Origin of the sequence: Acinetobacter sp. SH20PTE14 (assembly GCF_021391555.1) — a bacterium.
Classification (GTDB): Bacteria; Pseudomonadota; Gammaproteobacteria; order Pseudomonadales; family Moraxellaceae; genus Acinetobacter; species Acinetobacter amyesii.
In genome coordinates this window covers 850440-863568 of record NZ_CP090067.1, presented here as the reverse complement: position 1 = coordinate 863568, position 13129 = coordinate 850440, and the positions used below count along the sequence as shown (strand labels likewise).

Here is a 13129-nt window from a genome sequence, read left to right as displayed (position 1 = left end):
AACAATTGAGCTCTACATCGATGAAAAATAAATATTTAATTGCCATGTTTACGGTGATTTTAATTTCAGGCTGTTCCAAGAAAACCGAAGAAATGGCAACTGAAGCCAGCGCAGATGCACAACCTGCTCAAGTCAGTACACAGCAAGATCAAGCAGCGGAAAGCACATCCAATGAGCCGTCTACCACGCCTGCAACAACACAAAAACCTGAAACTATTTTAAATGAGCAGGTCAACCCAGCCGAAGCCTCACGTAAAATGGTACGAGAAGCCAATGTCAGTTTTGAGTCGAAAGATGTGGTTAAAACGGCCTTAGAAATTGAAAAACTCACGCTAAGTTTAGGTGGCTTTATTGAACAGAAAAATATCGACTTTGTGGTGCAAGAGAGTCAATCCTACCCGGTTGCTGACGGCAAAATTAAAATCTTTGAAAAAATAAATCCGCAAGCGGAAATGATCATTCGTGTGCCAAGTGAAAAAGCTGCACATTTCGTTAATCAACTGTTGCCCCTTATGCATTTTTTGAACCGTCAGCAATATTCGGCAAAACGCTATGAGCTAAAACTACTCGAAGAAAAAATGTCACAAACACAGGTCGTGCCCGACCATGTTGCAGCTGCGCAAGTCAATGAAATCTCACGCCTGACTCGCTTAGAAGTTCAAGATCGTGTCCGCTATAGCACGATTGTGATTGGCTTTACTCAACCTGCCACTGTCCGTGAACATATCGATATTAACCTTGATGCTATAGCGCAATTAAATGGCGATAGTTTCTGGCAAAGAGCATGGTACGGGATACAAAAAGGGTGGCAATTTGTGTTGAGCCTGTTGGTTGTTCTCATTACGATTTGGCCACTCTATCTGATTATTTTTATCTGTTTGATTGCCTACCGCGTGATGAAACCTTATTTACAAAAGTGGTTTAAATAAATCAAAGTGACAAAGGCTATGTATCGTTGAGTCCTTGATTAAAAATACGATAAATAAAAAAATCCCGAAGCGCTTAATTCGGGATTTTTTGTTTAAATCTTAGGGCAATATTTAAAGGCCTAGAAAAAGCCCATATAGAACTGCTCTTTTAAGACTTTTAAAATCAATTCGATTGCATCATTTTTACGATCTTTTCGATAGCTTGCATACAAACCAATGGTCGGCAAAGGTTCAACGGTACTTTTAACCAATATTTTATCACCGAGCAATGGAATGACATAAGACGGCACCAAACTCCATCCCACGCCCATACCGACCAAATTGACATTTAACAAAATATTCGTCGAATGCTGTACCAAGTTCACATTCAGTTTATTTTGCTTAAAGAAATCTTGAATAATTCGGTATAGCTCAGGTGATGAGTGTTCATCGCTAATAATAAAATCCTGATTATTCATGTTTTTAATGCTGATATGCCGCTGTTCTGCAACAGGCGAATTTTTCGGTACAATCAGCGCCAAAGGCTCAGTAAAAATCTGAACAAATTCTATATCAGGGCTTTCTTCGACATAACGGGTAAAGGCAATATCAATCTCTCCCTTACGCACTGCACTGATCTGATCGACATCCATTAAACTATGAAAATGAATTTTTAACTCAGGAAACTGAGCTCGAATATTTGGCATGATATAAGGAAAGACCTTCATTTCAGCCACAGGAACAAAGCCGATATTCAGTTGTTCTTTACTGAGCTGCGCGATTTGACGCGCATCTATCATGGCTTTTTCAGCATGCTCTAAACTCAAACGCGCTTCTTTTAAAAAGGCCTGACCTTCTGCAGTCAGCTCAACTTTTCGGTTGGTTCGCATCAATAATTGCACCCCAACTTCCTGTTCTAGGTCTTTAATTTGCTGACTTAAAGAAGGTTGCACAGTACACATTCGCTGCGCAGCCTTGGTAAAATTTAGCTCTTCGGCAACCGCAACAAAATATCGTAGATGTCGTAATTCCATTATTCAGCTCCTAAAGCACTGCGTTTAAATTGGTTTGCCACGAATAGACGATACATCCACAAAGTGAACAGCACCATCACCGCACAAAATAAATAGGTTGCCTGAAATCCAAAGTATGCAATCAGCACACCCATAATGACCGAACCGACAGCAAGGCCAATATCAAACAAGGCAAAAAAGGTGGATATTGCATGCCCTATTCGGGCTTTTTCTACCGTTTGAATCGCGACCGTTTGCAGGCATGGGAACACTGAACCGTAGCCGATGCCCATAAAAACTGCCGATATCCAAAGCACCCATTGATTCGTGAGAAAACTCACAACCACCAAACCAATGGCAAAGCAAATAAAGGATGGATAGATGACTGCACTCGGGCCTTTACGATCATAGACTTTGCCAACCCAAGGACGGACGAGCAACATCGACACAGCAAAGACAATAAAAAAGATACTGGTATAAGCGAGTAAATGCTTCAACTCTGCATAAGCGGTGATAAAACTCATCACACTCGAATATGCAAATGCGGTCAGCAATGCCACAAAACTGATGGCAAGTACCCGTGTTTCTATCACATCACGCCATTGGATGGCTGCGGATTGGCTCGCTTGATCACTTGATTTATGCTGTACGTGTTCTTGTATTTGAACTAACCACGTAAAAATATAGCCCACTGCAACCAATAAGGCTAATACTGCAAATAAGGTACTAAAACTGCTGAATTGAATCATACTCAGCGCTAAAAATGGCCCGATCACCACGCCTAAGTTGGTCGACATGACAAAGTAGCCCATGCCTTCGCCCTTTCGATGATCTGGGATGTAATCATTTACGATGGGAACATTGACCGTGGTTAATATACTGAACCAAAAACCATGTAAAAAACGAATGACCAACAACGACCACATGCTGTCAATCCACAAATAACTCAGCGCAAAAACGACAAAGATAAAGCCTGAAATACGTACAGAATTGGCTTTACCAAAACGTTCAATGATCATGCCGGAAAAGGGACGAATCGCAATGGATGACACCAAAAACAGCGTTAAAGCCATACCCGCTTGCTGAATCGAACCACCCAATTCTTTCATAATATAAATGGGCAATATGGTCAGCAGCGCAAAGTAATAGCTAAATAAAAACAAGTTATTACACAGACAAAAAACGAAAGACTTGTTCCATAACGATGCCTGATGTTGAGTAATCATGAGGTCATTGTCTCGCTGCTACGCGTGGCTTGGGACTGCGTAAAAATCGGGTTTAGCGCCAACTGTACCAGTCGCTTGATATAGTCTTCATCTGGCTGGGTATTAAAGAAAATGATCTGATAATGAATCGGGCCATACAACATGTCCAACATGAGTTCGAAAGGATAATCCGCGCGAATTTCGCCTCGTCGAATGGCCAATTGGATCAGCTCACGTGTGGCTTCTCGTCGAGGTAATAAATACTGTTTAAAAAACTCACCCGCTGCTTCACGATGCTCCGCCAATACAACCAGCAATGCTCGACCCACGTGCTGATTTAAAGCCCGTGATAGTTTGAGTAATTGTTGATTTAGATTGAACTCTAAACTTTGTGATAAATCGAGTTCAAACACCGACGCGGTGTGCGCTTTAAAAGCATCGAAAACCAGATCGGACTTATGCTTCCACCAACGGTAAATCGTCGATTTTCCCACGCCTGCACGAGCCGCAATATCTTCAATGGTCATGCTTCGATAATCACTTTCCGCTAAAGCATCTGTGACTGCCTGTAAGATACATTGCTTACGCCGAGAAGTTTTTTCAGTTTCACTCATAATTTAAAAACGAAACGCTACGTATCGTTTTATATTAAACATTATTGGACTGAATGACTATCTTTAACTGAGCTTCGAAGAATAAACTTTAGTCGCACACTCGGAACTCAAATCTCAACTGCACTCTCCAGACGAATTTCAGAATACAAAAAAGATCGCCTAAGCGATCTTTTCAAATATTCAGCCACCAAAGTGATTAGCTTTGTGTCGACTTTTTATAAATACTGCAAGAAGGATGATGATTTTCCTGTAAACGTGCCACTTTACGTTGTTCCGCAGCTTCGAAACGACAACGTTTCCAGTCATTATCTAGATTCAATGCTGGAATTTGTTTCGGCTTACCTTGATCATCAACAGCGACCATTGTGAAATAGCAACTATTGGTATGACGTACTGTACGTTTTTGAATGTTCTGCGCTTCAACACGAATACCAATTTCCATTGAAGTACGACCAACATGGTTCACACTTGCAAGGAAAGTCACTAACTCACCCACGTGAATTGGTTCTTTAAAATTTACTTTATCGACTGATAGTGTCACCACGTAGCTACCAGAATAGCGACTTGCACAAGCATACGCGACTTGGTCTAACAATTTTAGAATCGTTCCACCATGCACATTACCCGAAAAATTCGCCATGTCAGGAGTCATTAAAACTGACATCGATAATTCTGACTGGTCGTCTAGTGCATTCGCAATTTGATCTAATGGGGACATCTTGTTTCTCTAGACTCGTGATATAACAATGATTAATGTGATTATTATATAGATTTTAATCAAAATTAAATGTTCAAATCGGCAAAAAAACCATCATTATTATTTATAGTGATCATACCATCATTCAGTAAAATATATATCGATAACGATATACACCCGATAAACAAGTATTTATCGCGCTATCTATCAGTTTTTTTTAATCCAAGCTATGCTGTGTTTTATATTTAAAACATATACATTAAAACGCGTTGTTCATCGATTCAACATAGCACGGCATTAAACTTAATCTTCTAAGACTTTTAACATCTCGAAAGATACGTTGTCATAGCTGGTTTTTTGTCCACCATCATTGGTACTTTCTAGCGTGTAAGAATTATCTACATGTACATGAGTGACAATAAATACGTTATCTTCCATCATCGCAAGCTTTACTTTTTGTCCTACATCAAGCGTTTTCATCTACAGCCACCTTTAAAAAATTTATTGGTTTTAAGTATTAATAACCTGATGATATTCTAAACACTTCAACAGTATTGGTAAACGTAAGCACATGAATAAAAACGCTAATATAGATATATACTCTTAAAAGCTACGTAAAACAAATTAATATAAATTTCTTAATTATTTTCAAACAATTAACTGTATATTTTCTTAGTATTACGATTTTTATATTTGACAAATCTTTTGATTAAGACCTAAAACCAATCAATATCCAATATATTAATGATTACTAGACACTATTAAGCATGGGAAAAGCTGAGAGCAAAAATTAAAATGCTTTGCTGAAAAAAAATGCACCCTCTTACGTGAACAGGATGCATGTCAATTTATGGATTGTACCAACCTAGTCTTTGGCCGCTAAATAAGGAATATGATGTCCCTTGCTGTATTGATGTTCAGCATAGACCCGAGAAATCTCTCCAAGTTTTTCTAAGGTCGCCTCTTCACCTGCAAGCATCGTCGCTTCACGCCCTTTCACATCAAATATATGTGCTTTTTCACGTAAATCAGGTTGAATCACAATGTCTGCTCGCTTGAGCTCTTCTTGAGCTAAACGATTTTGCATAATATTGATATTTTGGTTAAACAAGCCCCAAACATTCGACGTTTCGGTATGAATCGGTCGTGCCAAAATATCCACCGCAATAATAATATCTGCCCCTAAATCGCGTGCAACGTCCACAGGAACTGGGCTAACCAAGCCACCATCGACATATTCTGTGTCTTCAATAATCGTTGGAATAAACATACTCGGAATTGACACCGAAGCACGAACGGCCTGTCCCGTATTACCATAATTGAACACGACTTTTTTGCCATCTTTTAACTCGGTTGCCACCACATACATTGGGGTTTTTAGCAATTCTAAAGGCACGTCATCAACTTGCTCATTGATATAATCTTCAACTTTTTTACCATCAAAAAAGCCTTTTTTGTCCAAGCGTATTTCTCGAACATCATTGGCTTTCATATTTAAGGCGATATCTCTTAACTCATTGGCACTTTTACCTGATGCATAGATTGAACCCACAATGCTACCCGCACTGGTTCCAACAATAAAATCTGGGTGTATTCCCTGCTGTTCAAGTATTTGAATGGCGCCAATGTGTGCATAACCACGTGCCCCACCACTCCCTAAAACCAAAGCAACAATCGGACGCTTTTCCTGCTTTTTCACTTTTTTAAAATCAATGCGGTTATTCGCCACTTGAGCAGGTGCTGCTGTATAAGTTCGAATTTGTGATGTTGTTTCAGCGCTGACCTTTTTTGAGCCCACACTTTGACAACCTACAAGGCTGATTGCGAATGCAGTCATCAAAACAGTTATGCTTTTCATTGAGAGATATTCCAAATGCAACTCGATATTTGAAGAGAAAAAGTAGTCTAATCAGTCCACATTCACGTCACTGTTATTATTCGTTAATGCCTCTGACCGATGCACATTATATTGACATGCAACCTAGAAAGTCATTGGCTGTCAAAATTTCAGTGTCTAGCAGAATTTCCACATCAAGATCCAAAACATTGTCTAGCAAAAAAAGCCCCGATAACGGAGCTTTTTTTAAGTTAATTTTTGACTTTACCAAATATCGGAATTAACGCGATCCTTATATTTTGGATGTTCATCCATTTTAAATACTGGCTCTTTTACACCCCGTTTTAACTGTGAGGTGTAGTCTTTCATCAGCATCAATAAGAATGGCGTCAGCAATAAAATCGCAAAGAGGTTAATACTCGCCATTACGCCCATGAAGAGATCCGCTAAGTTCCAAATCAGTGGCACACTCATGATTGAGCCAAAGTACACCATCATGAGGACGACTACGCGGAATATAAACATGACCTTAGGATTGTTATTGATAAACTGCACATTACCTTCAGCATAAGCATAGTTACCGATTACTGAAGAATAAGCGAATAAGAACAAGATTATGGCAAGGAAGTCATCTCCCCATGCGCCAATCTGGCTTTCAAGCGCCATTTGCGTCAAAGCAACACCCTCAAAGCCTGCATTTTCATACAAGCCAGATGCCAAAATAATGATCGCCGTACAGGTACACACCACAAATGTATCGACAAAGACACCGAGCATCTGAACTAGGCCTTGATTGACCGGGTGTTTAACATCTGATGCTGCCGCAGCATTCGGAGCAGAACCCATACCCGCTTCGTTTGAGAATAATCCACGCTTAATGCCTTGCATCATCGCCATAGAAACCATAGCACCGAAGAAACCACCAGCCGCAGCATCAAACTCAAATGCTTTGCTGAATATTAACTGGAAGATATCAGGCAAGATTGCAAAGTTAGCAAAAGCGATATAGAGCGCGACTGCCAAATAAAGTAATGCCATAAATGGAACAAAACGTTCTGCCACTTTTGCAATACGCTTAATACCACCAAAAATAATCAGCGCGGTAATGAACACCAAGAACAAACCTACCCAAGAGATTTCGAAACCAAAACCACCTAAGTCTAAAATGATATTGGCTTTATCCCAGCCCCACGCATGTGAGGTCGCACCTGTAATCGCATTGGCTTGCACCGCATTAAAGACAAAACCGTAGGTTGAAATCAGCGCGATGGCAAAAACCACGCCCAACCACTTTTGCTTCAAGCCTTGCGTGATGTAATACGCTGGACCACCACGGAATTGCTGATTTTGCGTATCACGCACTTTAAAGAGCTGTGCAAGTGAAGACTCCACAAATGCAGAACTCATGCCTAAAAATGCGGTAAACCACATCCAGAACACTGCACCCGGCCCACCAATTGCAATCGCAATTGCAACACCTGCGACATTACCCACACCGACACGACTTGCCAGTCCAGTCACAAAGGCTTGGAATGGTGTAATCCCATGCTCATCATCGCCTTCTTTACGGCTAGATTTCATCACTTTAATACTATGAAAAAATAGACGAATCTGAACTGCACCAGTGATTAAGGTATAAAAAATACCAACCGCCACTAAAAGTACGACTAAGAAATCCCAAAGCGGATCATTAAAAACTTTGACCCAGCTCATCAGGGTTTCGTTTAATTGTTCATTCATATTCAACCCTAGTTTTAAATGGTCAAAAGTATAAAAGGCTCTTTTTTGAAGAGCCTTTCTAAATTAAGCAAAGAATTTAAGAATTAATTGAATAACTGTTGCGTTAATCAAATCAACAAAAAATGCGCCACATAAAGGAACGATTAAGAAAGCCTTATGAGATGGACCATACATATTGGTAATGGCTTGCATATTTGCGACTGCTGTAGGTGTTGCCCCCATACCAAAACCACAATGACCCGCCGCTAAAACCGCAGCATCATAATTTTTGCCCATTACACGGAAAGTGATAAACGCAGCATATAGTGCCATTGTTAATGTTTGGGCTCCCAAAATCACAACTAATGGTCCTGCAAGATCTGATAGCTGCCATAGTTTCAACGATAATAGTGCCATTGCTAAGTACAGTGATAATGAAGCATTACCAAATACATCAATTGCACGATCAAATATTTGTACGCGGAAAATACCTTCTAATACATTACGTAAAATGACACCACCAGCTAAAGCCCATACAAATGTCGGTAATTCAAACATCGTACCTTTACTGAAAGCCGTCATAAAATCAGCAAATGCTAAACAGCCAGCAAATAGGCCCAAAGTCGTAATTGCATTATCTGCGGTAATTAAACGAACACGATGTGGATATTCAAAAGGTACATATTCTGTTGAATTAATATCAGCTAGTGGTGTGTTATCACTACGCTCAATTTGCTCATTCGTGCGCGGAGTTGCTAGGCGATAACGATTAATTAGCAACTTAGCTAATGGTCCACCAATAATACCACCAATGATTAAACCAAAAGTTGCACTTGCCATACCTAAAGCTAATGCACCTTGTATACCGTGTTCAACTTCAAGAATTTCACCCCATGCACCAGCTGTACCATGACCACCTGTCAACGTAATTGAACCTGCAATCAAACCAATCAGTGGATCAATACCCAATAAAGTGGCAAGACTGATACCAACGACATCCTGCACAACAATGAAAGAAGCAACGGCTACCAGAAAAATAACAAGACCAATTCCGCCTTCTTTCAATTTGGCAAAGTTTGCGCTTAAACCAATGGATGCGAAGAAAATCAGCATAAAACTGGTTTGTAATTCACTACTCGTAGTAATGCTATAACCCCAAATGCTATGTACAACCAATGAAATTATTGCAGCAACCAAACCACCAGCTACGGGCTCAGGAATATTGTAACGCCTCAAAAAACTGATTTTATTTACCAGAAAACGTCCTAATAAAAGAACGATCACCGCCGCAATTAAGGTATAAAATGCGTTAAAGCTAAATTCCATAATAATTTGTCCAAAATGGTTAGAATATTTATTAGTCCAATTAATAGAAATTAGTAGCGTTTATTAATTAAAATACAATTCCAATTTGTAAATTTAACCAATAAATCAGGCTACCAGCTATTCATTGCCAATCATAAATATTCATCATCTGATTCAAATATGTATGCCTGAGTTAAAAGAAGTGAAAACTCAATTCGACAAAACAAATCCATAAAAGCAGTTCATGCTTACTAAACCAACACTTACTACAATATTCACATCATAGATGAAATACATAAAATCAAATGCTGATTAGAAAAGTCGCACATTATGCGTGGAGAACAGAGAAATTTCATTAATTTTAATTACAAAAAGTTTTATTTGCTATAATTTAAAGTTATATCTGTTTGTTTTTACTAAAATGTATTCGCATTTTTTATCTATATAAAATATTAAAGATTTGAACATGATGCCATGTAGGACGTGGTTAAATGAATGCTTTAACCAGTACGACATCATGACTCAGGCGATTTAGTGATTCCATCTGCTTAGTGCTATGGGTTAATTTGCGTTGAAAAATCTCCTGTTTCAAAAAAAAAGCCTGAACTGAGTCAGGCTTTTTTGATCGATTCTTTTCGATGATTTAGCTTAGAAGCTATATTTAGCCATTAAGCCCACGCGGTCATCGTTATAAGATTCACCCGCAAAGTTTTTGCGTTTACCGTTCACATATTCCAAGCCAAGTTCAACTGGTTTTACAGGTGCGTAAATAAAGTTAATCCAAGCTTGCTGTGCTTCTTCGTTTGCATTTGAGTTAGATGCATCTTTCGCATACGCGCTGCCATCATCCGCAAATAGCGCACCGTAAGCTAAAGTCGAACGTAGTTTTTCATTAAACTTATAAGTTGCACCCACTTGTACAGCAGTGAATTTGTTTTGCTCAATGTTGCCATCTACCACAGAGTAAGCCGAGTTAGAACCATATAAATAGTTGCTGTTGCCTTCTGTATACGAAACATCACCATTCAATTTCAATTGATCAGTCACTGCATAAGATGCACCCGCTGCTACACCCCAAGCTGTTTCTGTATCATCCGCAGTTTTAGATTTGTAGTTTTCAACCAATGCACGAGCTGAAGCGGTACCTTTCCCTGCAGCAAAACCTTGAGTCACTTTGGCAGTTAAGTTTGGAAGGCGATACGTCGGATCTGCAGCAACAGTCCCTTTACTATCCCCTTCTTCCGCAGAAACAAATAATTGAGTATCTGGAGCTAACTTGTAGTTATAACGAACTTGAGGAATACGTGTAGTACCACCACCCAAGTTTGTATTGAAATCAATCATTTCTGGTGCATGGTTAGACAAGAAGTTAGATGTCGTTTGACCAAATAACCAGTTGTTAAAGGTTAAGTAACCATGGCGTAGACGAATAGTTTCGCCACTTCCATTGAAATCGACCTCGATTTTACCGCCCACTTTATCATCACCGCCGACAGGTGCTGTAAAATCTAAACCAAAACGTGTGGTTTTTGCAGTTGCGCGAAGTTTATCTCGTGCTTCTTCTTTAGACGTATGTACGTTATTAAAGTCGTTATCCGCACCTTCAATAATATAGTTCGCATCACCACGAACAAAACCGTAAAGACTTACATCTGCACCTGTTTTAGATTTTAAGCTTGCAGCTGGAGTAGCTGGTTGCGGTGGTGGTGCAACAGGACGCGCTTTAACTTGCTGAATCTCTGTTTGTTGCTGTTGTTGAACTTGCTGCTGCGCTTTAATCAAACTTTTCAGTTCTGCAACTTCTGCACGTAATTGTTCAATTTCAGAAGTATTGCTGCCTGCATGAGCCATTGAGACCGTTGCCAAACTCATGGCAACAACAAGGGTTTTCATTGGGTGGAATACAGTTTGAGTTTTCATCCTAAGCTCTCTATTGTCCTGTCATTGTTGTATACCCTAAATCCGGGTGCTTTGTTATTCAGCTATTTGAGCGGACAAATTTCATGCTGCATATCCGTGCTTTAGTCGCATTAAAACCTTAACTTGTAGCCCCCAATAACGAAATACTTGAAAGCAAAAAGCAAGAAACCTGAATCCATTACTGAAAATAGACTGAAATATTTAGTTAAAATTCAGACTTAGCCGATTCAGATGGCAAAAAAGCTCATTATTCATACCTTAAAGGTAAAAATCCATACTTTATAGGTATGTTATAAAAATGATAAAATCCGACATATTGCCAATAGAGGCATTTGATATATAGTGATTCAACATAAAGTACTGTGTTTAATGCAAATAATACTTATTTATCAGTTGCTCTATTTTATTAGAGTGGGATAACAGCGATCCACCGTTTCACTTTTTATTTTCAAGTGGATGATTGTTTAGATATAAGTTTCGAGAAAATAGAAACTGACCTCACAATGGGAAAATAGCACAATCATTCATCGTTATGATGATGAACATTTATAATGAGTGACGTGGATATTTGATCAATAATACTAGTACGTTGATGACTGACGTTTAAGTAAGACCTGCTAAACGTCATCACCTGCATTCAGCTCAACCCATGGCTGAAGCTTTTAAACTACGCATTGTAATCATTGCAACAACCACAAATAGAAGCATAATCAGGGCCATATTGATCACCGCTGACCATACTAAAAAGTTCAAAAACACTCCAGCCATTAGACCACAGGCAAATTGCATACTTCCCATGATTGCACTGGCTGTGCCAGCTCGTGAGCCTTGTTCAGACATCGCCAATGCCATGGCATTTGGCCCAGTGAAGCCGATTGAAGCAACACATAAGAACATGCCCAACATTACAACAATGATAGATGAAAGATAAAATAGCCCCGCCACCAATAAGATCAGCACACCACACAATTGAAGTGCATTACCCAAGTGCAATCGATGGCGAACATCCAGTCGATTTGCAAGTTTCTTATTGAGAGTCGAAAACACCATAATCCCTAAAGCATTCGCACCAAATACGTAAGCAAATTGCTGTTGGCTCAGACCATAACCATCCATCAAAATGGCAGATGAGCCACTGATATAACAAAATAAAATTGCACCAGAAAAACAGCCTGTGAGCATCGGTTTACGGAAAGTTTCGTCCTGTAAAATCGCACTATATAAGCCTAAGACTTGTTTCAGACTTAATTTTAAGCGCCGCTCAACAGGTAGGGTTTCTTGAAAGAAAAAATGTACGCAGAAAAGACAAAAAATACCGACAAGCACCAATACCGCAAATATGTATTGCCATTCAAACACCTGCAAAACCCATGCGCCTAAAGTAGGTGCAATGATTGGTGCAATTGTTGTCACGATCATCATACTCGCAAAGGCCTGAGCTGAAGCTTGCATACTTAAGCGATCACGAATTGCAGCACGAGCAATCACCACACCGACACAACCCCCCAAGGCTTGCAAAACACGAGCAGCGATCAAGCTCCATTCACTATTGGCAAAGACACACAGAAAACTGGCACAAATATATAAAACCAAACCGAAATATAGCGGTGTTTTACGCCCAATACGGTCGCTGACTGGCCCATAAATTAACTGCCCAATCGCCAAACCCAAGAAATACGCTGGAAGACTATTGGCCACTTGTTGTGTCGTGACACTAAAATCGTCAGCCATTTGAGGCAAAGCAGGCAAATACATATCGATTGAAAGTGGCCCCAAAGCAGTCAGTAACGCCAATAAGACGATCCAGCGTTGAGAAAATTCCTTTTGTGATTCGACGCTTTTCATAAGAATAATTCATTTATTGCAAGCAAGTTTTGCAGACAAGTTTACACTGCACATAGTATTATTTCT

11 protein-coding genes are annotated in these 13129 nt (G+C 39.6%); 1 reads left to right on the top strand and 10 read right to left on the bottom strand.

What is annotated here, in order from left to right; translation table 11 throughout:
• Positions 1 to 20 precede the first annotated feature (20 nt).
• On the top strand, positions 21 to 929 hold the full coding sequence (locus LXF01_RS04225; RefSeq protein WP_233945056.1) for a DUF4349 domain-containing protein: 909 nt from the start codon (positions 21 to 23) through the stop codon (positions 927 to 929).
• A 119-nt stretch (positions 930 to 1048) separates the two neighbouring features.
• Here LXF01_RS04225 and LXF01_RS04220 read toward each other — a convergent pair whose 3' ends face one another.
• The 10 genes from LXF01_RS04220 to LXF01_RS04175 all read right to left on the bottom strand — a co-directional run bounded on the left by LXF01_RS04220 (position 1049) and on the right by LXF01_RS04175 (position 13063).
• Positions 1049 to 1942: a LysR substrate-binding domain-containing protein gene (locus LXF01_RS04220; protein ID WP_180034494.1), complete on the bottom strand. Its 894-nt coding sequence runs from the start codon at positions 1940 to 1942 to the stop codon at positions 1049 to 1051.
• Positions 1942 to 3147, bottom strand: a complete 1206-nt coding sequence (locus tag LXF01_RS04215; protein WP_233945055.1) for an MFS transporter — start codon at positions 3145 to 3147, stop codon at positions 1942 to 1944. The genes LXF01_RS04220 and LXF01_RS04215 overlap by 1 nt, the downstream gene beginning before the upstream one ends.
• The gene (locus tag LXF01_RS04210; protein ID WP_233945054.1) at positions 3144 to 3740 is read right to left on the bottom strand and encodes a TetR/AcrR family transcriptional regulator; all 597 of its coding nucleotides are present in this window, start codon (positions 3738 to 3740) and stop codon (positions 3144 to 3146) included. The genes LXF01_RS04215 and LXF01_RS04210 overlap by 4 nt, the downstream gene beginning before the upstream one ends.
• Positions 3741 to 3936: 196 nt before the next feature.
• Complete coding sequence (locus LXF01_RS04205) at positions 3937 to 4458, bottom strand: acyl-CoA thioesterase (RefSeq protein ID WP_078192241.1); 522 nt, start codon at positions 4456 to 4458, stop codon at positions 3937 to 3939.
• 282 nt (positions 4459 to 4740) lie between these two features.
• The gene (locus tag LXF01_RS04200) at positions 4741 to 4917 is read right to left on the bottom strand and encodes a hypothetical protein (protein WP_171263721.1); all 177 of its coding nucleotides are present in this window, start codon (positions 4915 to 4917) and stop codon (positions 4741 to 4743) included.
• Positions 4918 to 5302: 385 nt separating this feature from the next.
• Positions 5303 to 6295, bottom strand: a complete 993-nt coding sequence (locus tag LXF01_RS04195) for a patatin-like phospholipase family protein (RefSeq protein ID WP_180009823.1) — start codon at positions 6293 to 6295, stop codon at positions 5303 to 5305.
• Positions 6296 to 6538: 243 nt separating this feature from the next.
• The gene (locus LXF01_RS04190; protein ID WP_180156256.1) at positions 6539 to 8014 is read right to left on the bottom strand and encodes an alanine/glycine:cation symporter family protein; all 1476 of its coding nucleotides are present in this window, start codon (positions 8012 to 8014) and stop codon (positions 6539 to 6541) included.
• A gap of 63 nt (positions 8015 to 8077) precedes the next feature.
• A complete protein-coding gene (gltS, locus tag LXF01_RS04185; RefSeq protein ID WP_180034498.1) occupies positions 8078 to 9319 on the bottom strand; it encodes a sodium/glutamate symporter in 1242 nt (413 codons plus the stop codon).
• Between the two features lie 627 nt (positions 9320 to 9946).
• Positions 9947 to 11218 (bottom strand): DcaP family trimeric outer membrane transporter, encoded by a 1272-nt coding sequence (locus LXF01_RS04180; RefSeq protein ID WP_180126243.1) that lies wholly within the window; start codon positions 11216 to 11218, stop codon positions 9947 to 9949.
• A 642-nt stretch (positions 11219 to 11860) separates the two neighbouring features.
• Positions 11861 to 13063 carry a multidrug effflux MFS transporter gene (locus LXF01_RS04175; RefSeq protein ID WP_233945053.1) on the bottom strand — a complete coding sequence of 401 codons (1203 nt, stop codon included), beginning with the start codon at positions 13061 to 13063 and terminating at the stop codon, positions 11861 to 11863.
• Positions 13064 to 13129: the final 66 nt, after the last annotated feature.

Coding starts and splice junctions, on each gene's coding strand:
- LXF01_RS04225 (WP_233945056.1), top strand. CDS start 21: ATGAAAAATAAATATTTAATTGCCATGTTTACGGTGATTTTAATTTCA.
- LXF01_RS04220 (WP_180034494.1), bottom strand. CDS start 1,942: ATGGAATTACGACATCTACGATATTTTGTTGCGGTTGCCGAAGAGCTA.
- LXF01_RS04215 (WP_233945055.1), bottom strand. CDS start 3,147: ATGATTACTCAACATCAGGCATCGTTATGGAACAAGTCTTTCGTTTTT.
- LXF01_RS04210 (WP_233945054.1), bottom strand. CDS start 3,740: ATGAGTGAAACTGAAAAAACTTCTCGGCGTAAGCAATGTATCTTACAG.
- LXF01_RS04205 (WP_078192241.1), bottom strand. CDS start 4,458: ATGTCCCCATTAGATCAAATTGCGAATGCACTAGACGACCAGTCAGAA.
- LXF01_RS04200 (WP_171263721.1), bottom strand. CDS start 4,917: ATGAAAACGCTTGATGTAGGACAAAAAGTAAAGCTTGCGATGATGGAA.
- LXF01_RS04195 (WP_180009823.1), bottom strand. CDS start 6,295: ATGAAAAGCATAACTGTTTTGATGACTGCATTCGCAATCAGCCTTGTA.
- LXF01_RS04190 (WP_180156256.1), bottom strand. CDS start 8,014: ATGAATGAACAATTAAACGAAACCCTGATGAGCTGGGTCAAAGTTTTT.
- gltS (WP_180034498.1), bottom strand. CDS start 9,319: ATGGAATTTAGCTTTAACGCATTTTATACCTTAATTGCGGCGGTGATC.
- LXF01_RS04180 (WP_180126243.1), bottom strand. CDS start 11,218: ATGAAAACTCAAACTGTATTCCACCCAATGAAAACCCTTGTTGTTGCC.
- LXF01_RS04175 (WP_233945053.1), bottom strand. CDS start 13,063: ATGAAAAGCGTCGAATCACAAAAGGAATTTTCTCAACGCTGGATCGTC.